The following is a 21,817-nucleotide window of genomic DNA, read 5'->3' as shown; positions in this document are numbered from 1 at the left end:
ACACGTGAATACGTACTCAGTTGAAAAAATTATATGGCAGTATTTAACGTTATTAATGCATTACCGGTGAAGAACAAACTGTTTTTCGTTAGTACCGTAGTCCAATTGTTACAATAGTTTATACTGTTATTATAATTTATGTTATTCACTGCGTTGATAAAAATCATTTAATACACAATTTTGTTCGGTAGATTTTTTTGAATTGCTGAAGGTTATTTTTATGGCAGATAGTTTTTGTTGGTTTTAAATTTAATAATAAGTGTAATTACCGGTTTTTTCATGCTTATAAAGCTTAGTTCCTGTATTACTATCTGATATTATTTCATAATAAAGCAGTAATAGATTGATTTGACTTTATCTGGCAAATGTATATGAGGAAACTTCTGTGAAAACATTTTTTTTGAGCATAGATGGTATGAAACAACTAATTATTTTATGTTCAGTTCTTTTGCTCCTAAGTGGCTGTAAGACATACCCTCTACTGAGCGATACTGAGGATGGTGTTGTCTCCCGTGATTATTTAATTGGGCCCGGCGATAATATCGATATTATCGTTTGGCGTAATCCAGAAATATCTATGGCTGTGCCTGTAAGACCGGATGGGAAGATTACTACACCGTTAGTAGAAGACTTGCCCGCAAGTGGAAAAACTTCCACACAACTTGCGCGTGATATCGAAGAAACTCTATCTAAGTACATTCAGGAACCGGTGGTCACGGTTGTGGTAACTCAATTTGTAGGGCCTTACAGCGAACAGATTCGGGTAATAGGAGAAGCGGCAGAACCACAGGCGCTAGCTTATCGGGAAAATATGACGTTGATGGATGTGATGATTGCCGTAGGGGGTATTACTGATTTTGCGGCAGGTAACCGGGCAAGAATCATTCGTGCCGTTGATGGTGAACAGAAACAATTCAGTGTGCGTTTAAATGATTTGATCAGAGACGGTGATATTTCAGCAAATGTTCCCATGCTCCAAGGAGATGTATTAGTAATACCTGAAAGTTTTTTTTAATTTTGATCACTTTGAGAAAATTCCAGAGGACTTTAATAAGATATAGATGTGGTGTTGAAAGAACGGTGTTTGCACAGAAGCTTATATTTTAAGTATCAAACAAGACATGGCACGTACTTTGATCAAAGTGTTTTAAAAGTGCCAGGGTATATAAATGTTTGTCAGAAAGTGATTAAAATTAATAGAGAGTATTCTGAATGGATGAGCTAATTACTCAATTATATGTTTATGTTAAAGGTATCTGGAAGTATCGCTTGATAGCTGTGATTGTCGCTTGGGTGGTGGCAATCGCAGGTTGGGTAGTGGTGCTCAAGTTACCTGATGACTACGAAGCCTCGGCAAGAATCTATGTGGATACTCAGAGCATCATAAGACCACTTATGGAAGGAATGACGGTTTCTCCCAATGTGCAACAAAAGATATCCATTATGGGTCGCACGATCATCAGTCGCCCAAACGTTGAAAGAATCGTACGAATGGTTGATCTGGATTTGCAGATTGCGAATGAAACAGAAAAAGAGCGCCTGGTAACCAAACTTATGAAGGAAATCAAACTGGGTGCTACGGCAACTGGAGATAATATTTTTACGATTACTTATAGTAATGATAACCCAGTTTTGGCCAGAGATGTTGTGCAGTCATTATTAACAATTTTTGTTGAAGAAGGACTTGATGGAAAAAAAGATGATTCTTCATCAGCATTGCGGTTCATTGATCAGCAGATTGCTGCTTATGAAGAAAAATTAATAGCGGCAGAAAATGCTTTGACGGAATACAAGCAAAGAAATATTGGGCTTTTGCCAGGACAGCGGGGTGATTATTATACGCAATTGTTAAAAGCAGACGAGGATATGAAACAGGCCCAACTAGCGCTTAGAGAAGCTGAAAAAGGTCGTGATGCAATTAGAAGGCAAATTAGTGGTGACGAACCTGTCTTCGTGTTAGAACCATTTGCTTTAGATGAAGAATCAATAGTAAATCCGGAGATTGATGCACGAATTGGTAATCTGAATGAAAAATTGGATAACTTGCGATTAAATTATACTGAATTGCATCCAGATATTGTGTCTACCAAAAGACTCATAGCACAACTCGAAGAACAAAAAAAAGAAGAAGCAAAGCGAAACTATTCTGGCAATAAAGATATCGGTAGAAACTATAGCCCTATGCTGCAGCAGTTGAATGTTGCATTGGCAGATGCAGAGGCTTTGGTAGCTTCCATGGCGGCGCGCGTCGAAGAATATACTGCCCGCTATGAGAGATTAAAATCAATGAGCACCGCAATACCACAAGTTGAAGCAGAATTTACCCAGCTTAATCGTGACTACGATGTTAATAAGGCAAACTATGAAAGACTACTGGAACGTCGTGTTTCGGCAAGAATGTCTGGTGAATTGACGTCGGCGTCGGGTTTGTTGTCATTCAGGATTATTGATCCGCCACAGGTTCCCGAGATTCCTGCTGGGCCCAATCATCGCATGTTCTTTTCATTTGTATTTTTGGCCGCTTTACTGGCAGGTATCGCGGTAGCTTTTGTGATCAGCCAAATCAGACCTGCGTTCTATAGCCAGAATAACTTACGTGAAGTTACTGGAATTCCTGTGTTAGGTTCAGTGCCAATGATATGGACAGACCAGCAGAAAGCTAAACGAAAGCAAAGATTGTTTATATTCAGTTTTTCTATTTTGCTTTTGGGACTAATGTACACGATGTTACTTTTGTATTTCAGAAAAATTGACAGAATAGTTGATATGCTGCCTTTTTATAATCTGGGTTAGCTTAATAGATTATGTGCGAAACTTTCCTGACTGAATCACAAGGATCAACATGAGTATTATTGAAAAAGCAATTGGTAAACTTGAGAAAGGCGTTAGTAACAAGTTCGAAAAGGCTGCTGAACAAGTTGAACAAAAGGATGATGTGAAATCAAAGTCGGTTTCGATGCCAGTAAATGAAGCTCTGCGTGATAGCGAGACTGATTTAATTGATCGCCATGTACAAGAAACTGCTAAAACAAATTTTATCAATATAGATCTTGACAGACTGCACCGCTTGGGAATCGTCACCCCAGATAAGGGTAAAACACAAATTGCAGAACAATTCAGAATTATTAAAAGGCCTCTGTTAACAAAAGCCTTTACAAAAAAAAATAATAATCTGATTATGATTTCCAGTGCACTTGCAGGTGAAGGAAAAAGTTTTTGCTCGGTTAATTTGGCGATGAGTATTGCATCCGAGATGGATCATCGGGTTTTGCTGATTGATGCTGATGTTGCGAGGCCTTCCATGCCAAATTTATTAGGCTTTACAAATAAAAAAGGTTTGATGGAGTTACTGCTAGGTGAATCAAATGACGTTGCCGATGTAATGATAAAAACTAACGTGGAAAAACTGAGCTTGATTACAGTTGGGACATCACATTCGCACGCAACCGAATTGTTGGCTAGTCAGACTATGGCCATGCTCCTTGAAGAACTTGCACAGCGTTATAACGATAGAATCGTGATTTTTGATGCGCCGCCTATTTTGTTGACGAGTGAGGCACGCGTTCTGGCTGAACGTGTGGGACAAATTGTGCTGGTTGTTGAAGCAGAACGGACAACACAGCAAGCCGTTAATCATGTCCTTGACCAATTTAACTCCAAGTCTAATATTAACCTAATCTACAATAAAGTCAGAAGTTTCTCAAGCAGCGAGTATTATGGGTATTATTACTCATGAGTTTTTGTACTAAGCAATCTATCTATTATCTTTTTTTTTATTTTAGCGTTGTATTTTCTTATTTCCTGGCGCATTCAGCATACGTTGATGCATCTGAACTAAATTTCAGGCCAACGCTAACTGTCAGCGAGACTTATACAGATAATGTTAGATTGGGTGGCGGGATAATTGGCGGAGGAGGTGGAGTTGGTTTTGGTGGTTCCGGGGTTAGCGGGAGTGACTTGATTACCCAAATCAATCCAGGCTTACAGCTAACTGGCACGGGCCGTCGTTATGAAGTAAATGCAAATTACATCATGAACAATTTGATTTTTGCCCGGAATACTGAGTTGACGCGCATTAGGCATAGGCTCAATGCCACGGGAACTGCAGAAGTACTGAGAGATTTGTTTTTTGTAGATGGAAATGCAAGTATTTTGCAACAGAATATCAGTCCACTGGGGCCGCAGACAACAGACAATGTCTTTGTGACGGGTAATCGCGCAAATATTCAAGTTTATAGTGTAAGCCCTTATATTCGATATCGATTTCAGGATATAGCAACAACAGAACTGCGATATACCAAAGGTATCTTAAAATCCGGCGCAAATGGGTTTTTTAATAGCAACAGAGACAGTTTTATGGCCAGTTTGAATAGCGGGAGTTCGTTTGCAAAACTTGGATGGGGTTTGAATTACAGTAATCAAATTGTTCATATAGAGCGACGACTCAATACAACAATGAGTCGAGTCAACAGAACGATTGAGATGGAGCGGTATATTGCAAACGTTATTTACAGAGTAACGCCGCGTTTTGGATTGACTGCAACCGGGGGTTATGAAAGAAACAGTTTTGTTTCGATCAGGGGTAAGCCAAGTAGTCCGACATGGACGGTTGGCTTTGTTTGGGCGCCCAATCAGCGGACGGATTTAAATTTCAGTGCCGGGCAACGGTTTTTTGGTGATACATATTCGGCTAACGCTAACTATAGAACACGTTTGACAACATGGCAATTGCTATATGTTGAGGATATTACAACATTGAATCAACAGGCTGGTCAATTTGGTGCAGTGGGTGCGTTCGATTTTAATGCGTTTGGGTCACAAAATTTATTGGGACTAAACAATTTTTTAACAAATCGCGTTTTTTTGCAAAGACGCTTTAATGCATCTGTGGGCTTAAATGGTTCAAAAAATGATTTGACGCTCAATTTATTTCGATTGTCACGAAAACCTTATTCTGCTGAAGAACTGGATACTGATTTGCTGGGTTTTCCGTTGTTTTTTAATGATACGAAACAAACAGGCGGTAATGTTGCGTGGCGTTATAGATTCTCGCCGAGAACAAATGTTAATTTGAATTTTAGTTTTGTAAGGTTCGATTTTTCGTCCGTCAATAGAACGAATGACAATTTAGTTTTTGCTGCGAATGTTACAAAAAATTTTACATCTGATTTAATAGGCATGTTGCAATATCAACGTATCGATCGTATCTCTAATATACAGTTTGGAAATCAGAATGTTGATCTCTCTGCCAATGCTGTTACAGTTTCCTTAACCAAGAATTTTTAATGGAATTGAACGAATGTATGAATCGTTTTACGGTTTTAATGCCAAACCGTTTCAAATAAAACCGGACCCGAGTTTCTTTTATGGAAGTAAGGGCCATAAGAGGGCTATGGCCTATCTGGAGTATGGACTTTCACAAGGAGAAGGATTCATAGTTCTGACAGGAGAAGTTGGTGCAGGTAAAACAACGTTGATGCGTAATCTTTTTCGTAGACTGGAGTCAGAAAAGATAATAGCAATTCAGATTGTTAGCACACATATAGATTCAAAAGATATCTTGAAACTGGTGGCTGCTGCATTTGGTCTGAAATATGCTGATGTAAGCAAAGCTGTTTTGCTGCTCAATCTTGAACAGTTTCTTCGTCAATGCGATCAACAGGGAAAGCGTGTATTGCTGGTTGTCGATGAGGCGCAAAATCTGTCTTCTGAAACGCTTGAAGAATTACGAATGCTATCTAACTTTCAAACTGACGAAGCATCGTTATTACAAACATTTTTACTCGGTCAACCAGAATTCAAACGAACATTGTTGCATCAAAATATGCAACAGTTAAGACAAAGAGTAATTGCAACTTATCATCTGGGGCCTCTGGATGAACAGGAAACAAAAGCCTATATTGAACATCGATTAACAACAGCTGGATGGAAAAATGATCCTGTAATTGATGAGGATGCCTATCGTTTGATATATAAGTATACAGGTGGAATTCCGCGAAAAATCAATTTGTTGTGTGACAGGATGTTGATGATGGGGTGTCTGGAAGAGTTACATCACTTTGGCAAAAAAGACGTCAATGAAGTTATTGATGATTTTGAACAGGAATTTGATGCTAATCAACTCGTCTCAGATTACAAATCGGAACATTCCTCTGTCGACTCGTTGCAAGTAAGTTCTGAAAAAATTGATTTGGAGAAAATGGAAAGTCGGTTAATCAGAATGGAAAAATCCGTGCTTTTTGTTTTGGATCTGCTAAAGCAGAATATATCCTTTGGTAGTGTTAAAGATCATCATCTTAAAAGAGATAAATCATGAATCAAGTAAGTAATGCTATGACGATTGATGTAGAGGATTATTTTCAGGTTTCGGCTTTCGAAAAGCATATTCCTCGGGAATCGTGGGACCGCATTCCATGCAGAATAGAAAGCAGCATGGACAGAATACTGAACTTACTGGATGAGAAACAAATTAAAGCGACGTTTTTTACCTTAGGATGGATTGCAGAGCGCTACCCGAAAATGATCAGGCGCATGGTTGACAATGGCCATGAATTGGCAAGCCATGGTTGGGGGCATGCGCGTGTTACAGACCTTACTCAGTCGGAATTTAAGGAGGATATTAGTCGCTGTAAAATGCTTTTAGAAGATATCAGCGGTCAGGTTGTACAAGGCTATCGCGCACCGAGTTTTTCAATCAACAACAATAATTTATGGGCTTTGGATCGCTTGGCTGAAGCTGGGTATCTATATAGTTCAAGCATTTATCCAGTACAACATGATCATTATGGCATGCCCGATGCACCAAGGTTCGCAAATTATCCAAGAGGTGAAGATGGAATACTAGAATTGCCCGTAACGACAGTGCGTTTATGGGGACGGAATTTGCCCGCGGGTGGGGGCGGCTATTTTCGTTTTTGGCCATATTCGGTTTCTAAATGGTTTATCAATAGATTAAATACTGTTGAATCTCGTGCTGCAATTTTTTATTTTCACCCTTGGGAAATTGATGATAAACAACCACGTCAAATTGGCATTGGTTATAAAACCCGTTTCCGGCATTATCTTAATTTGCATCGTATGGAAGAAAGACTCAGAACGCTTACACATGACTTTAAATGGGATAGGATGGACAAAATTTTTCTTGTAGATAAGGGTCGTCGTTGAAAATGAATGCGTTAAATAAAATATCTCATTCTGATGATCCTGCGATGCAAGTGTCCATCCATGAAATGCAAGCGAAAGACAAGGTGCGCTGGGATCGGTTTGTCGAGATATGTCCTGAAGCAACATTTTTCCATCGAGCTGGGTGGAAAAATGTTATTGAGCAGGCATTTAATCATCAAACCCGGTTTTTGTATGCAGAAAGCAATGGAGAAATTCAAGGCGTTTTGCCTTTAGCAGAGATCAACAGTTTTCTTTTCGGGCATTCTCTCAGTTCTTTGCCATTTTGTGTTTATGGTGGTATAGCAGCAAATAGCGATATTGTACGAAAAGAGCTTGAATGGGCAGCGAAGGAGCTGGCACTTCAGAAAAAGGTTGATTATCTGGAGTATCGTAATATCCGTCCTGTGCATCCTGATTGGCCGCGCAAAGATCTCCATGTTACCTTTCGCAAGGCAATCGACCCAGATGTCGAGAAGAATTTGTTGGCAATACCGCGTAAACAACGTGCAATGGTGCGCAAAGGCCTTAAATACGAGCTTGGAGCTGTGGTTGACGAAGATGTTGAGCGTTTCTTTTACGCTTATTCGCGTAGTGTACATCGACTAGGTACCCCTGTTTTTGCAAAAAAATATTTTCAGTTGCTTAAGGAAATATTTGCTGAGGACTGTGAACTTCTGACAATTACTAAAGATGGTAAAACAATCAGCAGTGTGATGAGTTTTTATTTTCGGGATGAGGTATTGCCTTATTATGGGGGGGGGACAGATGATGCGAGAAAACTGGCTGCTAACGATTTTATGTACTGGGAACTTATGAGGCGTAGCTGTGAAAGGGGTTATAAGACGTTTGACTTTGGTCGTAGTAAGCGTGACTCTGGATCATATAGCTTCAAAAAAAACTGGGGATTTGAAGCACAGCCGCTACATTATGAATATCAATTTATTAAATCTTCGCAAGTGCCAAGCCATAATCCCTCTAATCCTAAATATAAGATTTTTATTCAGGCTTGGCAGAAATTGCCGTTATCAATGGCTAATCTGATTGGCCCATATATTGTTAAAAACCTGGGTTAAGTTTTATTTTTTGTTAAATGTATTTTTAAAAAAAATAGCAGTTTTCTAAACTGTTGAAACTGAAATTGGGAGAACCAAAATCCGTTAGACAAACTGTTTATTTTTTAGAAGGCAAAAACCCCGCATGAATACTTTGAGTTCTACTGAAAATTTAAATCGGAACCCCATCAGTCTGGCTGCTCTAATGACGATTTTGGCTGTTGCCGGAATTATGATATTTTATCATATGACGGCTTGGTCTATGGTTGCAACTTGGTATCGGTCGGAGACTTATGCGCATGGTTTTCTTATACTGCCGTTTGTTATTTATCTGATCTGGACCAAAAGAAAGAGTATTGTTGCGCTCGATCAACAACCAAGTCCAACAGCGCTTATTGGTTTGTGTGTATTGGGTTTCCTCTGGTTGATATCAGAGCTGGCTAGTGTTCAGGTGTTGGCCCAATATGCTCTTGTTGCTATGTTGCCGGCTGTTGTGGCGGTTATTATGGGCTACAGGGTCATGTTTGCTATGGCTTTTCCTTTGGTTTATCTTTTTTTTGCGGTTCCGTTTGGTGATGTTCTAATACCGCCGCTGATTAATTTCACAGCTGATTTTACGGTTAACGCACTACAATTGAGTGGTATACCTGTTTATAGGGAGGGCACATTTTTTTCACTTCCAACTGGAAACTGGTCTGTAGTAGAAGCCTGCAGCGGATTACGTTATTTAATTGCATCAGTTACCCTAGGGACACTGTATGCGTATTTGACATATCGGAGTTTAAGCAGGCGACTGATATTTATTGCTTTTTCAATTGTTGTGCCCATTTTGGCCAATGGTGTTCGTGCCTATTTAATCGTAATGACCGGGCATTTAAGCGATATGCAGTTAGCTGTCGGTGTAGACCATCTCATTTATGGATGGGTTTTTTTTGGTTTTGTTATGCTGCTGTTATTCTGGGTAGGATCATTATGGCGCGAGGACAGCAGTGAAATAATCAATAATGATTACTCTGAAAAACAATTGACAAAAACCCGAAACAACTCTGTTTCCAATAAGAAAACGATTTTAATTACTTGTGCGACATTAATTATTACATCAATTTGGCCCATTTATGCGACCTATCTGGAAGAGGATGAGGATTATGTGCAACAAGAATTCAGTTTTTACCTTCCAGATAATAAATGGCATATTGCCAGTAATTCGGTATCAGACTGGAAGCCAATTTATATTGGTGAACCAGGGAGATTTGAACAGCACTATGTCAATAATGAAAACGAGATGATTAGCTTGTATGTAACCTACTACTATAATCAACGACAAGGTAATGAGCTAATTAGTTCTGGCAATGTACTGGTACTGGAAATGGACTCTCCTTGGAGAAAAATATCCGAGGCTAAACGATCAGTTATGATTAATTCTCGTGATGTAACAATTCGTCAGACTCAACTACGTTCTCACTCTCACAACTTGTTGGTCTGGAACTGGTATGTTTTGGGTGGCGATGAGACTATCAATCCGTATATGGCTAAAGCCCTGTTGGCTAGAAATAGATTATTGTCCAGTAATGATATGGGGACAGAGATTATAATTGCCGCACCCTATGAAGTGCAACCGGATGAGGCAATCCCTGTACTTCAACAGTTTCTTACCGATATGTTGCCTGCGATTTTAAATGGCTTGGAAGATATCAGCGAACAGTAACGCTGTTTTATACTGAAATTTTGTGTAATTCCATTGATTGCGGGAAACATTTAACTACAACACTAAGTTAGCTTCTGACTTGTAATGATTCAGCTATGAAAAACCCGCCATTAATAGCGCATATTATTCATCGTCTTGATGTCGGTGGACTAGAAAATGGATTAGTAAATCTGATTAACAAGATTCCGCGGGAGCGTTATCGCCACGTTATTATCTGCCTTGAAAATTATACAGATTATAGATATCGAATAATCAGAGAAGATGTCGAAATAATTGCTTTAAATAAACGTGCGGGATATGACATAAAGTTATATTACAAACTTTTTAAAGTGCTTCGTGAACTGAAGCCCGATATAGTGCATACACGAAATCTTGCAGCTTTAGAAGCGCAGTTAATAGCTGTTGCAGCACGAATTAAAGTACGTATACACAGTGAACATGGTCGTGATATTTCAGACCTAAAAGGCGAAAATTATAAATATAATTTGCTACGTAAAATAATTTACCCATTTGTAGACCATTTCATTACTGTTAGTAGAGATTTGGAAGCCTGGTTGGTCAATTTGCTTGGTGTGTCGTCGAATCGTATTAGCCAAATTTATAATGGTGTTGACAACCATCGGTTTTCTCCTGGGGTACCAAAGAATTGTGAACTGAGTCCGAAAGATTTTTTTACAGAAAATACATTTGTAATCGGAAGTGTAGGGAGATTAGAAGCAGTAAAGGATTACCCGAATCTGGTGCGTTCTTTTTTACTTATTCTCGAAAAAATGCCGGATGCTCGTAAATATTTACGACTGATAATTGTTGGTAACGGGAGTGCCCGTGACGAATGTGTAAGTTTAGTGCAGAAAGCTTATGCAGAAGATATTGTCTGGTTCCCGGGTGAGCGTTCTGACATTCCGGAGTTTATGCGTATGATGAATGTGTTTGTGTTGCCTTCTCTGGGCGAAGGTATCTCAAATACTATTCTCGAGGCCATGTCCAGTGGGCTACCTGTTGTAGCAACACGTGTTGGTGGAAATGTTGAGCTAGTCGAAGAGGCACGAACCGGTATGTTAATCGCACCCAACAATACAACAGACCTGATGGAAGCTATTCTGACATATTATAATAATCCTCAATTGTTGGAGGCGCATGGTAAGTCGGCACGACAAAAAATTAACGCTGAATTTAGCATGGTAACTATGATCAATAATTATCTTGGTGTTTATGATCGCGTTATGCGTTTGGTAAAAGTGAAATGAACTGTTAAGAACAATTTTGCTTGGGAGTTGAAGCTCGAATTCGAGGACTTAAATGAGGCTGCCGGTGCGTCTGTAATGTTACTTATACTGCATGCAGATGCGTTCTATAAATTAGATTGACTCTGTCTGCCCTTACTGAACCTGACTGCTTGAAGGTGTAAGTTCATTAGTTCATTTTAGTCTGACTTGACCTCAACGGATGAACTTGTTGTACCATCAGGCCATTTTCTAAACGGAAAGGGACGCTGTTCATTATTAAACGATAGGAATTGAACAATCTGGTATATATAAACACTCAAACTTTGCGAAAATTTGAGTATTTGTTCGTTTGGTTTTTCAGTGAGTAAGATAGCAGCGAGCTGGAAGAACATAATGCCAATGATGAGAAATTTTGAAATGCTGTAGATCACAAGAAAAAATAGCATAAAAAGTCCACGAATCAAAATTTCATTTCTTTGTAAAGATTGCTTAAGTTCTTTTCTCATCAGATTCCTTCAAAAAACCATATTCAAATTTGTGTTCTTCTCTTTCTGTCCTAACGTAATCGACAAAATCTGTAACGAGCAATAATGACAGATTATCGCCTAAACATAAGTGCCACCACCTTAATAGAGTGTTAACAAAGCTCGGATAAATAGTATTCCTGTTGTATTGATGTGTGCTTGTTTATATTAGAATCGGGATTAATCCTGGTTTCATTGGATTTAGTGTGGTTTTGGACGCAAAAATGCAAAGCTATTTAATGAAGCCAAGAAAACGTCTATCAATATCATGAATAAAGGCGTCGAAAAATGTAAAAAACTCGGTTTTACCGAAAAAGAAGGAATGTATGTCAGGATGACTCACATTGTCGTGATGAAAATTCTAAAAAGCAAGACCGGGGAGATAAAAAACACTAATCTGTGCATTAAATAAGTACAAAATCATACTCTTACAGATTTCCAGTATTTGGCCTTCCAGTATACGTTATCCAGATGCGATATTGTAACGCCTTTTTTTTGAGAAACATGTAGAAATTTGTTTTTTTCTATATAAATCCCAACATGTTTTGATGTTGGACCGGTCCGAAAAAAAACAAGGTCACCTGCCTTTAATTCATGTCTGTGAATTTCTTTCCCTAATCTTGATTGTTGACGTGTTGTTCTTGGCAGTTGCATGCCAAGTTTAGATTTGTAGGTTAAATGAACAAATCCCGAGCAATCAATGCCTGATTTACTCAGGCCACCCAATTGATAACGCACACCTTCCCATTTTTTATGTTGATAATACAATTTGTGGATGATAGCTTTATTGGCGGGATATTTTTCTAGCTGTTTAGATTGAGCTTGATAATTACTCGCTTTTTTATCGGGTAGAGAACCACATCCGACGATTAGTATCGAACACAGGATACATATCAAAAAAACATATATTTTTTTTGCATACTGCATAATCTATGTTAAATCTATTGATAATTAGCTGAATCATACCAAATCAATCGAGAAAATCAACCAATTGATATTCTTAATAGATTTAAGGGTGCTTCGATATTAATGGTAATCCCCCCGATAAATAACCGAAGTCAAAAGTAGAATTTTCTTGTAATTTATAGACAGGAAAATTATCCGCATAATTAAATTCCACCATTCATGCTGTCATTTCGTGTTTTTTTATGACAGGAAATTGTTTTTTAAAGCTATTATTTAACCGTAAACGCCAGTACTACTTTCTGTTTGTCGTCAAATGGGTTTAATCTATCTGAAACACATGCTGCTGCAAATATTTTAAACACGAACAGCCTGTACGCCTATGCTGGTAGCTTTTGATAACACTTTTCTTGCCATATCCTGCAGTGGAATAATTTCATCCACACCACCCGCCATCACGGCTTCCTTCGGCATGCCATAAACAACACAAGTGGCTTCATCCTGTGCAAAATTATAAGCGCCGGCCTTGTGCATTTCTAACATCCCTTGAGCGCCATCTTTACCCATGCCAGTCATAATCACGCCTATGGAATTTTTTCCGGCAATTTTTGCTGCTGAACGAAAAAGAACATCGACCGATGGCCTGTGTCGATTCACAGGTTCTCCTCGACTTAACTCAGTCATATAATTGGCACCGCTTCTCTTAAGAAGAAGATGAGAATGTCCGGGTGCGATAAAAGCATGCCCAGGCAATACACGTTCATCGCCTTGTGCTTCGGCAACACTGATTCTACATAACTTGTCAAGCCGATCTGCAAATGATTTGGTAAATGTTTCAGGCATATGTTGGGCGATAAGAATACCCGGGCAATCGGGTGGCAATTGTATGAGAAAATCTTTTAATGCTTCAGTACCACCTGTCGATGCACCAACAATGATCAATTTTTCGGTTGAGCTAATTCGCTTAGGCAGTATTGGGGATGCTTCATTTCTTGTTACGGTATTTGGCTGCGTGACGAAACTATGGCGTGTGATTCGAGCCTGTTTAGCTATTCGAAGCTTATTTGCTATTTGATCGGTGTATGCCTGCAGACCGGATACAATATCAATTTTAGGTTTTGCTACAAAGTCAACTGCGCCTAATTCAAGCGCACGAAAGGTTACATCGGAGCTTCTCTCGGTTAAAGTGGAAATCATTAATACAGGCATTGGCCTTAAACGCATTAACTTTTCCAGAAAATCAAGGCCATCCATTTTTGGCATTTCAACATCCAGCGTTAATACGTCAGGATTCAGTTCGCGTATCATTTCTCTGGCGATCAGGGGATCCGGTGCTGCGCCAATGACTTCCATATCCGCTTGACTGTTGATAATCTCTGTTAACATTTTGCGTACAAGCGCTGAATCATCTACTACCAAAACTCGAATTTTGTGCATATCTAGCTCCGCACCATAGAAGGTTGAATACAAAGTTAAGAAAAAAGCTCCACTTCACCCCCTTTACTAGTGGAATTGTTCAGCTGTTTGCTATAGTCTTTTTCGCGCTCTGTAATTGTATTATTACGAACGCTCTTCAATTTCTTGACTAAAACCTTATTTGATTTTGGGAAGAAATAAACTTTTCGGGGATAGATATCTACCAGATCTTGTGCAGTTACGGGAATTTTCTCGGTTTCTAGGAAATTTAGAACAAAATCAGCATTGCGTTGGCCTACATTTGCCATGGTAAGCCCGCTTATGACATTACCGCCACCAAAGACTTTGGCTTCCAGATTTGTGCGTAGTGCGCCGAGCCTTAATAACCGATTGATCAGAATCTCCATTGCATAGGTTCCATATCGCGCAGAAGGATTTAGAGGCAGATCTGAACTTGAACCATTTTCAGGTAACATGAAATGATTCATGCCACCCAGGCCGCTCTGCCTGTCACGGATACATGCAGCAACACACGAACCAAGTACCGTGACCAAAAGTATGTCTTTTTTTGTTACATAATATTCGCCAGGTAAGAGTTTAACCGCTTGAGTATTAAAATATTTATCAAAATATAAGTTGGTTGCCGTATGATCATCAAAGATTTCAGCCATGCATACTCCGGATTCCGTTATTTTTTAACCAGTTCGTAAACTGTTTTTTCACGTAGTTTAATTAAATCAGCTGCATGCTGGAAACTTTCAGAGTGCCCTGCAAATAACAATCCATCTTGGGAAAGTAACGGCACAAACTTTTTCAAAATTTTGTACTGTGTATTTTTGTCAAAATAAATCATTACGTTGCGACAAAAAATCGCATCAAACGGCCCTCGAATTGGCCATGTATCATCTAATAAATTCAATTGCCGGAAAGTAATCAAATCACGTAACTCCGGCCTAACTTTTGCAGTGCCTGTATTTGTACCTTTGCCTTTTAGAAAAAATTTTTTAAGCTTATCTTTGGGCAACTTTTCTAATCGTTCTAGCGGGTAGATGCCTGACTCAGCTTTTGATAACACATTGGTATCTAGGTCTGTTGCAAGTATGTGCACGGGTGGTGAAAACGTTTTGAAAACTTGTACCATGGTCATAGCCATTGAATAAGGCTCTTCACCTGTTGATGAGGCGCTGCACCAGAGGTGAATTTTATTTTGATTTTTGCGATTTTTTACATGCTGCTCAAGAATAGGAAAGTGATGCTGTTCCCGAAAAAATGAAGTCAGGTTGGTTGTTAATGCATTGGTAAATCCTTCCCATTCTGAGGAATTTACACGTTCCAGAAAATTCAGATATTCTTTGAAAGTATTGCATCCATTGATACGAAGGCGCCGGCAAAGCCGACTGTACACCATATTATATTTACTGGATGACAGTGTTATACCCGCCCGCTTATATATCAGATTCTTTATGCGTTCAAAATCAAGCAATGTGAATTCGTATTCATGCTCAGCATTCCTTTGATCTTTTGCACTGCCAACCAGTATCTTGTTCATAAAACACTCAATTTATTGATACATGCTGTCATTGATATAAGTCAGAATTCAATTCTTCATCTAGGTTGATGGTGATAAAAAGACACGTTGTGTTTGTAAATTGCTTCATGTTTTTCTTTAATTCAGTATTAAGATCATAATGAGAAATTAAAGATTCGTTATTTAAATCGATAATTATTATAATAATAACAATTTGTTATGTGATTCATGTGGCATGAGTACTTATTGCGAAAAACTGTTATCCGGTTTATGTAGCAACGAAATTATGAGTGAAATCAACCAATCACTTGCGCGAGCATAATATTTAAGTGACATTATTTAGTATTTTATTGTTGTTAAGATATTCTATGCTTGTATGTTGTAACCAATTCTACGGTATTGTATTCAGCAGAAAGCAAAGCGAAAGGGCTTCTGTCGAATTCTCAGGAGTTCATCCACTGTTTACAATCTTTTTATTCTCCGAATTCTGTTGGTCCAATATGACAAAAATTGATGCAGAATTTTTCTTTTTGGAGGGTGCTGGCTGAGCTATTGCCGTATTGAGATTGTGAGCAGTTTTTCCAACTTTGAAAATTGAAATTGCGCTGGTTACTTCATGAGCCTGATCTTCCACAAATTCGGCAGAGGCAACAGTCTTTTCAACAACCGTTACATTTCGTTGCATCTCTCCATCCATTTGTGTGACTGCCTGATTGATTAGTTTGATACCTAAGCACTGTTGTCGCGAAGTAGCAGTGATATCAGACATAATCTCAGTAACGTTATTAATCGAAGGCACTATTACTTTTAGATGTTTCCTCAAGTGATGACGCTTGATCTTCTGTGCGTTGAGATAAATTTTGATTGCCTGAAGCAACTTTGCTGGCCGTTTGACGCACCGTTTCATCACAGTTTCACACTTCCAGAATAGTGGCATTCAAATTGATGCTCATTTTGTTGTATGCTTGGAATAGTCCACTAAGTTCATCACTATACATTGTAGAGAGTTGGGCATTTAAATCGCCTGAAGCTAGAAAATTCGTCAGATTAATGGCTTCCTGCAAAGGTTTCAGTACATGCTTGAGTGATGCTATAGATCCTGAAGCTTATTACTAACCCCGCGCCAATGGTTGCTACCGATATGAAATTATTTAGCCACGGAGCAACTATAGACGGAATACAGTTCCACCAACCAGCAAGAGCAACGCTGAATAACAGGAGCATCGGTAAAAAGAGTGCTTTTGCAATATGTTTGCCGATAGTCATCCGAAGCAGCGTTTGAATCTTCCTCATAAAATCCGTGAGAACGATGTCGCCATTATTGCGTCGATTTTTAATTAAATCAGTCCAGGACTTTCTGTCCTTAAGTGTTTTCCATAAATATGTGAAAGTTTCGGGTCGCCTTTCAGGACGATGCTCAATATTGTGTGCTTTACCCAATAATTCATCATTGGTGACTCCACTCACCTCAATAGATTGTTGATTGACATAAGTGATAGCCTTCTTAGCATCAGTCGTAGACAATATTAATTTGTCGTTGATAAGACTATATTCAATATTGCTGACAGGTGGCTTGGCTTTCATAACCTTTATTTTTACAAATTTTCTGAAAATTATGGAAAGTAAAATTTAAACAGGACGATTTCAGATTAATGCAGAATGAATGGAAGTTCTCACCCGTAGCTCTGAGGAATATATGCGCATTTTTTATATCATCCTCAAAGCTACGGGTAATTACTTGTTAGTTCCTATTGTCTTCTTAGAACTCTTCCCAAGAATCTTCGCCGCCCCCCGATGCTGCTCTGCGAGGCCTGGGCGAACCTGAGATAAGTTGAGTATCTTTGTCTTTGCTAATTACAATGTTAGTTGGTTTTCCACGATTTGGTAATTTGGTTACAGTTGCCTGGCGGTTATTTCTTCTGACAGGTGCAGACTCCATACCACCGCTCAGTTTAAATAAAGATACGGCCTGGAGCAGGTTCTGTGCCTGTTCCTGCATGGATTCTGCCGCGGCAGCCGCTTCTTCAACCAATGCGGCATTTTGTTGCGTTACTTCATCCATTTGCGTCACAGCCTGATTTACCTCTTCAATACCTGAACTTTGCTCTTGTGATGCTGCAGAAATTTCAGCCATGATATCTGTCACGCGCTTGACCGCATTAACAATTTCATTCATTGTGGCACCTGCCTCATCGACAAGCTTGGTACCATCTTCAACTTTGCTGACAGAGTCGCTGATTAATTCTTTGATTTCCTTGGCAGCTGCAGCAGAGCGTTGTGCCAATGTACGTACTTCGGTAGCCACAACAGCAAAGCCCCGACCTTGTTCGCCTGCACGAGCTGCTTCAACAGCTGCGTTTAATGCCAGAATATTTGTCTGAAATGCAATGCCGTCAATAACACTGATGATATCAACGATTTTCTTGGAGCTGTCATTGATTGCACTCATGGTTTGTACAACTTGTCCAACCACAGCACCACCTTTTACCGCAACTTCGGATGCGCCCGAAGCCAGTTGATTGGCCTGGCGTGCATTGTCAGCATTCTGCCTGACAGTAGAAGTCAATTCTTCCATGGAAGAGGCCGTTTCCTCCAAGCTAGATGCCTGTTCTTCAGTACGCTGACTCAGATCCGAATTGCCAGATGCAATTTCACTTGATGCAGTGAAGATAGAATCTGTGCCTGTACGTACTTTTCCTACCAGCTCTACTAAATTATCGTTCATTTGTTTCAGTGCATGCATTAAACGGCCTGTCTCATTGTTTGAGCTCACTTCAATGCGACTGGTCAAATCACCCGATGCAACTGCATTGGCAACTGAAACTGCTTCATTGATTGATCCGACAATTGTGCGGATCAGCATTATGCCGATCACAACTGCCAGAATGACGCCCATTACAATCGACACGCTGGATATCATGAAAATGTTGTTAAAGTTATCTTGCGCCTGTGCATATTCCTGTGCAGCTACGCGTCCTTGTAACGTTATCAAATCGAATATGGTTTCATGCACAGCGTCAAACTTCGGTGCGGCATCTCCGTTGGCGTTTTCGATGGCTGCATCAAAATTACCCGCCATTGCATGCATCATAGTCCGGTCGCGTGATTCTTTATACACTTCCCATTGTCGAGTAAAAGTATTGGCAAATTTTTCCTCTTCAGCAGTCAATGTTGTAACAATGTATTTTTTCCATACATTGTCGATTTCCGCATCACGTTCCATTGTCATTTGAGTGCGTTCTTTGGCCGCAGCGTCACTTCTCAAATTAGCGGCCACCACTGCATTGAGACGGGTTCGCTGCATTCGATCGAGTACGGTGGCCAAATCCACCGCTGGAACTGTCCGATCCTCATAGACTGTCTTTAGTCCTTGATTTGACTGATCTATACCATACAGACCTATGCCGCCAATACTGACCAGCAGTAATGACAGTGTGCCTATCATCATTATCAAGCGTGACTTTATTGTCATATTGTCAAACATCCAACTTCTCCTTTAATCTATCTAATCAATGATAATAAGAAATGCTAATTCAACGTTTGATCAACCAATCCCATGTCTTCACTTGTCATCAACTTTTCGATATCGACCAGAATTAGCATGCGTTCATCCGCTGTGCCCAGACCCATGATGTATTTAGTATCTATGACTGAACCAAAATCAGGTGTGGCTCGCACCTGATCTATGTCAAGATTGATTACATCTGAAACACCGTCAACTACAATTCCCATAACGCGTCCAGAAACATTCAGAATAATCACAACTGTAAATTGATCGTATTCAGCCACTCCAAGTTTGAATTTAATGCGCATATCAATAATCGGAACAATAATACCCCGAAGATTTACGACACCTTTGATGAATTCGGGCGAGTTAGCAATTTGTGTAATTGCATCATAGCCCCGAATTTCCTGAACTTTAAGTATGTCAATTCCATATTCTTCATTTCCCAAGCGAAAAGTCAGGAATTCATTCAGTACTTGGTTTGCAGCTGAGCTTACTGAATCGATTGATGTTACAGTTTGTTGTAGCGACATGCTGTATCTTCCTCCTTTAATTTTTTCCATAGTAAATTTGATCTTAATATTTCGAATTATAATGAGTCTTTATGTGATGCCATTACCAAGCCGGTAGTATCGAGAATGAGCGCTACTTTTCCATCTCCCATAATTGTGGCTCCCGAAACGCCCATTACTCTTCGGTAGTTGTTTTCTAAGCTCTTGATCACTACCTGATGCTGTCCAATCAGTGCATCAACAAACATTGCGGCCTTGTGTCCTTCTGCGTCCAGAATGATAAGAATGCCGTCTTCGATTCTTGTGGCATTGGGCTTGATATTAAAGATTTCGTGTAAGGCAATAACCGGCAAATAGTCTCCACGTACGTGTACTACGCGGCCGACACCGTTCACTGTTTTGATGTCTGTATTCTTGATTTGCAGTGATTCGGTGATATAGGTTAGCGGCACAATAAACATCTGATCACCGACAGCGACAGATAATCCGTCTAGAATTGCGAGTGTGAGCGGCAAGCGGATTGTAATACGGGTTCCAACACCTTGTACCGAGTCAATTTCAATACGCCCACCCATATCCTTAATGTTACGTTTCACAACATCCATGCCGACTCCACGCCCTGAAACATCTGTCACTTTTTCGGCTGTTGAGAAACCGGGTTCAAAGATGAGCATCCAGACTTCTTGATCAGACATTCCCTCGTGAATCGATATGCCTCGCTCTGTTGCTTTTGCCATAATTTTTTCACGGTTTAAGCCAGCACCATCATCTCCGACTTCAATCACGATACTGCCGCCTTGATGAAATGCCCGTAATGTGATGGTTCCTTTTGCCACCTTACCAGTTGCGATTCTTTTTTCAGGTAGCTCAATACCGTGATCAAGGCTGTTTCTAACCAGGTGTGTCAATGGATCTGCTATTTTTTCAATTAGACCTTTGTCCAGTTCAGTGCCTTCGCCGACTGTTTTTAACTCAACTTTTTTATCGAGTTTGGATGCCAAATCGTGCACTACTCTTGGGTAACGGCTAAAGACAAAGCTGATTGGCAACATACGTATCGACATTACCGCTTCTTGCAGGTTACGTGTATTACGTTCTAACTGATTCATTCCATTATTAAGTTTTTCATAAATTACCGGATCAACTTCAGAAGCGGTCTGTGCAAGCATCGCCTGGGTAATAACCAGTTCCCCTACAAGATTGATCATTTGATCCACTTTCTCAATACTGACTCGAATGGAAGTTGTTTCAGTTGTCGGCGCATTTGGTTTTGATTGCTTTTGGATCGGTAAAGAATTAATTGTGTCCGTAGGAAAGCTCTTTTCTTCCAAAATGTTTTGTTCAACTGAAGGATCTGAATGTGATTCGGTTTTTACTTTTTTTTCAGTTTCGATGGGTGCGGCAGGCGCGCCAGAGAAAAAACCATAAGGCTCGCAAGCACTGTTTTCTGTTTCCACCGCCGTCTTACTTGGTTTGTCTGAAGTTATTTCGTCTATTTGGATTGAGCTGGAAACGTCAAGTTTTGTGGATGTGTGGGCCTCGGTTTGGGACGCTTTTTCTATCTTTAGTTGAGAGGGGTTTACAACAAAAGCCAATGCTTCCCAAATATTTTCTTCACAGGTATAGGTTGTGAGTCTTAATTTGCAATTCTGCTCTTTATCCGAGACCAGAAGCTTCTCGAACTTTCCAAGGTCACTCAAGTTGGAAAACAGGTTTTCTAGTGATTTCGAATTAATGCCACTACTTGAAAACTCAATATTAAAACTCACTTGTTCAGTTTTTGAGGTAGCAGGCAGGGATTCTACAACAACATTTTTCGCTTCATTAGGCTTGTGATCTGGTTGTTCTGTAGTCGATGACGTTGACTCTTTATCGATATTAAGCGCTTCAGTAGTTTCTTCGGAAAATTGCTTCAATTCATTACTGACCTCTGCCGCCGCAGCTTCATCGGCTGCACCGTCGCCTCTGTGCGCAGCTAACTGTCCTTTGATAATATCGCCTGCCCTAAGAAAGGTGTCGATCATCTCGCTGCGAATTTCAATTTCACCTTTACGTAACTTGTCAAGCAATGACTCCAGCATATGCGTCATCTCCGTCATGTCTGTAAAACCAAATGTGCCTGCACCACCCTTGATAGAATGTGCGGCACGGAAGATAGCATTTAAATCCTCTGGGTCTGGGGAACTAAGATCCAGTCCAAGCAAGCACGCTTCCATTTCTGCAAGTAATTCTGAGGATTCTTCAAAAAATACCTCATAAAATTGCTCAAGCTCTGTACTCAT

General features: G+C 39.8%; 20 protein-coding genes. 9 read left to right on the top strand and 11 right to left on the bottom strand.

Features of this window, described 5'->3' with window-relative positions:
• Positions 1–415 precede the first annotated feature (415 nt).
• The 9 genes from C8R11_RS10045 to C8R11_RS10005 all read left to right on the top strand — a co-directional run bounded on the left by C8R11_RS10045 (position 416) and on the right by C8R11_RS10005 (position 11,168).
• Positions 416–1,015, top strand: a complete 600-nt coding sequence (locus C8R11_RS10045) for an XrtA/PEP-CTERM system exopolysaccharide export protein (RefSeq protein WP_090701724.1) — start codon at positions 416–418, stop codon at positions 1,013–1,015.
• Positions 1,016–1,212: 197 nt separating this feature from the next.
• Positions 1,213–2,793 carry an XrtA system polysaccharide chain length determinant gene (locus C8R11_RS10040; protein WP_090701647.1) on the top strand — a complete coding sequence of 527 codons (1,581 nt, stop codon included), beginning with the start codon at positions 1,213–1,215 and terminating at the stop codon, positions 2,791–2,793.
• A gap of 49 nt (positions 2,794–2,842) precedes the next feature.
• On the top strand, positions 2,843–3,736 hold the full coding sequence (locus C8R11_RS10035; RefSeq protein WP_107795577.1) for an XrtA-associated tyrosine autokinase: 894 nt from the start codon (positions 2,843–2,845) through the stop codon (positions 3,734–3,736).
• The gene (locus tag C8R11_RS10030; RefSeq protein WP_090701651.1) at positions 3,733–5,286 is read left to right on the top strand and encodes a TIGR03016 family PEP-CTERM system-associated outer membrane protein; all 1,554 of its coding nucleotides are present in this window, start codon (positions 3,733–3,735) and stop codon (positions 5,284–5,286) included. The genes C8R11_RS10035 and C8R11_RS10030 overlap by 4 nt, the downstream gene beginning before the upstream one ends.
• 13 nt (positions 5,287–5,299) lie before the next feature.
• Positions 5,300–6,316, top strand: a complete 1,017-nt coding sequence (locus C8R11_RS10025) for an XrtA/PEP-CTERM system-associated ATPase (protein ID WP_107795576.1) — start codon at positions 5,300–5,302, stop codon at positions 6,314–6,316.
• Positions 6,313–7,164: an XrtA system polysaccharide deacetylase gene (locus tag C8R11_RS10020; RefSeq protein WP_107795575.1), complete on the top strand. Its 852-nt coding sequence runs from the start codon at positions 6,313–6,315 to the stop codon at positions 7,162–7,164. The genes C8R11_RS10025 and C8R11_RS10020 overlap by 4 nt, the downstream gene beginning before the upstream one ends.
• Positions 7,165–7,229: 65 nt before the next feature.
• On the top strand, positions 7,230–8,237 hold the full coding sequence (locus tag C8R11_RS10015) for a FemAB family XrtA/PEP-CTERM system-associated protein (protein WP_244531932.1): 1,008 nt from the start codon (positions 7,230–7,232) through the stop codon (positions 8,235–8,237).
• Between the two features lie 124 nt (positions 8,238–8,361).
• The gene (gene xrtA, locus C8R11_RS10010) at positions 8,362–9,921 is read left to right on the top strand and encodes an exosortase A (RefSeq protein ID WP_107795574.1); all 1,560 of its coding nucleotides are present in this window, start codon (positions 8,362–8,364) and stop codon (positions 9,919–9,921) included.
• A gap of 95 nt (positions 9,922–10,016) precedes the next feature.
• Complete coding sequence (locus C8R11_RS10005) at positions 10,017–11,168, top strand: TIGR03088 family PEP-CTERM/XrtA system glycosyltransferase (protein ID WP_107795573.1); 1,152 nt, start codon at positions 10,017–10,019, stop codon at positions 11,166–11,168.
• A 176-nt stretch (positions 11,169–11,344) separates the two neighbouring features.
• On the opposite strand, the gene C8R11_RS10000 is transcribed toward C8R11_RS10005, so the two are convergent.
• The 11 genes from C8R11_RS10000 to C8R11_RS09955 all read right to left on the bottom strand — a co-directional run bounded on the left by C8R11_RS10000 (position 11,345) and on the right by C8R11_RS09955 (position 21,817).
• Positions 11,345–11,653 (bottom strand): DUF4389 domain-containing protein, encoded by a 309-nt coding sequence (locus C8R11_RS10000; RefSeq protein ID WP_107795572.1) that lies wholly within the window; start codon positions 11,651–11,653, stop codon positions 11,345–11,347.
• A gap of 438 nt (positions 11,654–12,091) precedes the next feature.
• Complete coding sequence (locus C8R11_RS09995; protein WP_107795571.1) at positions 12,092–12,598, bottom strand: NlpC/P60 family protein; 507 nt, start codon at positions 12,596–12,598, stop codon at positions 12,092–12,094.
• Positions 12,599–12,931: 333 nt separating this feature from the next.
• The gene (locus C8R11_RS09990) at positions 12,932–14,011 is read right to left on the bottom strand and encodes a protein-glutamate methylesterase/protein-glutamine glutaminase (RefSeq protein ID WP_107795570.1); all 1,080 of its coding nucleotides are present in this window, start codon (positions 14,009–14,011) and stop codon (positions 12,932–12,934) included.
• Positions 14,012–14,046: 35 nt separating this feature from the next.
• Positions 14,047–14,661 carry a chemoreceptor glutamine deamidase CheD gene (gene cheD, locus C8R11_RS09985; RefSeq protein WP_090701668.1) on the bottom strand — a complete coding sequence of 205 codons (615 nt, stop codon included), beginning with the start codon at positions 14,659–14,661 and terminating at the stop codon, positions 14,047–14,049.
• A gap of 17 nt (positions 14,662–14,678) precedes the next feature.
• Positions 14,679–15,539: a CheR family methyltransferase gene (locus tag C8R11_RS09980; protein WP_107795569.1), complete on the bottom strand. Its 861-nt coding sequence runs from the start codon at positions 15,537–15,539 to the stop codon at positions 14,679–14,681.
• Positions 15,540–15,969: 430 nt separating this feature from the next.
• Positions 15,970–16,287, bottom strand: coding sequence for a hypothetical protein (locus tag C8R11_RS09975; RefSeq protein ID WP_181258229.1), 318 nt, complete (start codon positions 16,285–16,287; stop codon positions 15,970–15,972).
• A gap of 145 nt (positions 16,288–16,432) precedes the next feature.
• A complete protein-coding gene (locus C8R11_RS17170; RefSeq protein WP_425320583.1) occupies positions 16,433–16,582 on the bottom strand; it encodes a hypothetical protein in 150 nt (49 codons plus the stop codon).
• Complete coding sequence (locus C8R11_RS09970) at positions 16,566–17,102, bottom strand: PAS domain S-box protein (protein WP_107795567.1); 537 nt, start codon at positions 17,100–17,102, stop codon at positions 16,566–16,568. The genes C8R11_RS17170 and C8R11_RS09970 overlap by 17 nt, the downstream gene beginning before the upstream one ends.
• A 175-nt stretch (positions 17,103–17,277) precedes the next feature.
• The gene (locus C8R11_RS09965; protein ID WP_107795566.1) at positions 17,278–19,002 is read right to left on the bottom strand and encodes a methyl-accepting chemotaxis protein; all 1,725 of its coding nucleotides are present in this window, start codon (positions 19,000–19,002) and stop codon (positions 17,278–17,280) included.
• Positions 19,003–19,046: 44 nt separating this feature from the next.
• On the bottom strand, positions 19,047–19,556 hold the full coding sequence (locus C8R11_RS09960; RefSeq protein WP_107795565.1) for a chemotaxis protein CheW: 510 nt from the start codon (positions 19,554–19,556) through the stop codon (positions 19,047–19,049).
• A gap of 56 nt (positions 19,557–19,612) precedes the next feature.
• Positions 19,613–21,817: a chemotaxis protein CheW gene (locus C8R11_RS09955; protein ID WP_107795564.1), complete on the bottom strand. Its 2,205-nt coding sequence runs from the start codon at positions 21,815–21,817 to the stop codon at positions 19,613–19,615.

Source organism: Nitrosomonas aestuarii, assembly GCF_003046585.1.
In the GTDB taxonomy this organism is placed as follows: Bacteria; Pseudomonadota; Gammaproteobacteria; order Burkholderiales; family Nitrosomonadaceae; genus Nitrosomonas; species Nitrosomonas aestuarii.
The sequence above is the reverse complement of the archived record's forward strand: the minus strand, read 5'-3'. Positions and strand labels throughout refer to the sequence as shown.

What these genes read in the sequence shown, in the direction of transcription:
- C8R11_RS10045 (WP_090701724.1), top strand. Translation starts at nt 416, where the DNA reads ATGAAACAACTAATTATTTTATGTTCAGTTCTTTTGCTCCTAAGTGGC.
- C8R11_RS10040 (WP_090701647.1), top strand. Translation starts at nt 1,213, where the DNA reads ATGGATGAGCTAATTACTCAATTATATGTTTATGTTAAAGGTATCTGG.
- C8R11_RS10035 (WP_107795577.1), top strand. Translation starts at nt 2,843, where the DNA reads ATGAGTATTATTGAAAAAGCAATTGGTAAACTTGAGAAAGGCGTTAGT.
- C8R11_RS10030 (WP_090701651.1), top strand. Translation starts at nt 3,733, where the DNA reads ATGAGTTTTTGTACTAAGCAATCTATCTATTATCTTTTTTTTTATTTT.
- C8R11_RS10025 (WP_107795576.1), top strand. Translation starts at nt 5,300, where the DNA reads ATGTATGAATCGTTTTACGGTTTTAATGCCAAACCGTTTCAAATAAAA.
- C8R11_RS10020 (WP_107795575.1), top strand. Translation starts at nt 6,313, where the DNA reads ATGAATCAAGTAAGTAATGCTATGACGATTGATGTAGAGGATTATTTT.
- C8R11_RS10015 (WP_244531932.1), top strand. Translation starts at nt 7,230, where the DNA reads ATGCAAGCGAAAGACAAGGTGCGCTGGGATCGGTTTGTCGAGATATGT.
- xrtA (WP_107795574.1), top strand. Translation starts at nt 8,362, where the DNA reads ATGAATACTTTGAGTTCTACTGAAAATTTAAATCGGAACCCCATCAGT.
- C8R11_RS10005 (WP_107795573.1), top strand. Translation starts at nt 10,017, where the DNA reads ATGAAAAACCCGCCATTAATAGCGCATATTATTCATCGTCTTGATGTC.
- C8R11_RS10000 (WP_107795572.1), bottom strand. Translation starts at nt 11,653, where the DNA reads ATGAGAAAAGAACTTAAGCAATCTTTACAAAGAAATGAAATTTTGATT.
- C8R11_RS09995 (WP_107795571.1), bottom strand. Translation starts at nt 12,598, where the DNA reads ATGCAGTATGCAAAAAAAATATATGTTTTTTTGATATGTATCCTGTGT.
- C8R11_RS09990 (WP_107795570.1), bottom strand. Translation starts at nt 14,011, where the DNA reads ATGCACAAAATTCGAGTTTTGGTAGTAGATGATTCAGCGCTTGTACGC.
- cheD (WP_090701668.1), bottom strand. Translation starts at nt 14,661, where the DNA reads ATGGCTGAAATCTTTGATGATCATACGGCAACCAACTTATATTTTGAT.
- C8R11_RS09980 (WP_107795569.1), bottom strand. Translation starts at nt 15,539, where the DNA reads ATGAACAAGATACTGGTTGGCAGTGCAAAAGATCAAAGGAATGCTGAG.
- C8R11_RS09975 (WP_181258229.1), bottom strand. Translation starts at nt 16,287, where the DNA reads ATGTCTGATATCACTGCTACTTCGCGACAACAGTGCTTAGGTATCAAA.
- C8R11_RS09970 (WP_107795567.1), bottom strand. Translation starts at nt 17,102, where the DNA reads ATGAAAGCCAAGCCACCTGTCAGCAATATTGAATATAGTCTTATCAAC.
- C8R11_RS09965 (WP_107795566.1), bottom strand. Translation starts at nt 19,002, where the DNA reads ATGTTTGACAATATGACAATAAAGTCACGCTTGATAATGATGATAGGC.
- C8R11_RS09960 (WP_107795565.1), bottom strand. Translation starts at nt 19,556, where the DNA reads ATGTCGCTACAACAAACTGTAACATCAATCGATTCAGTAAGCTCAGCT.
- C8R11_RS09955 (WP_107795564.1), bottom strand. Translation starts at nt 21,817, where the DNA reads ATGAGTACAGAGCTTGAGCAATTTTATGAGGTATTTTTTGAAGAATCC.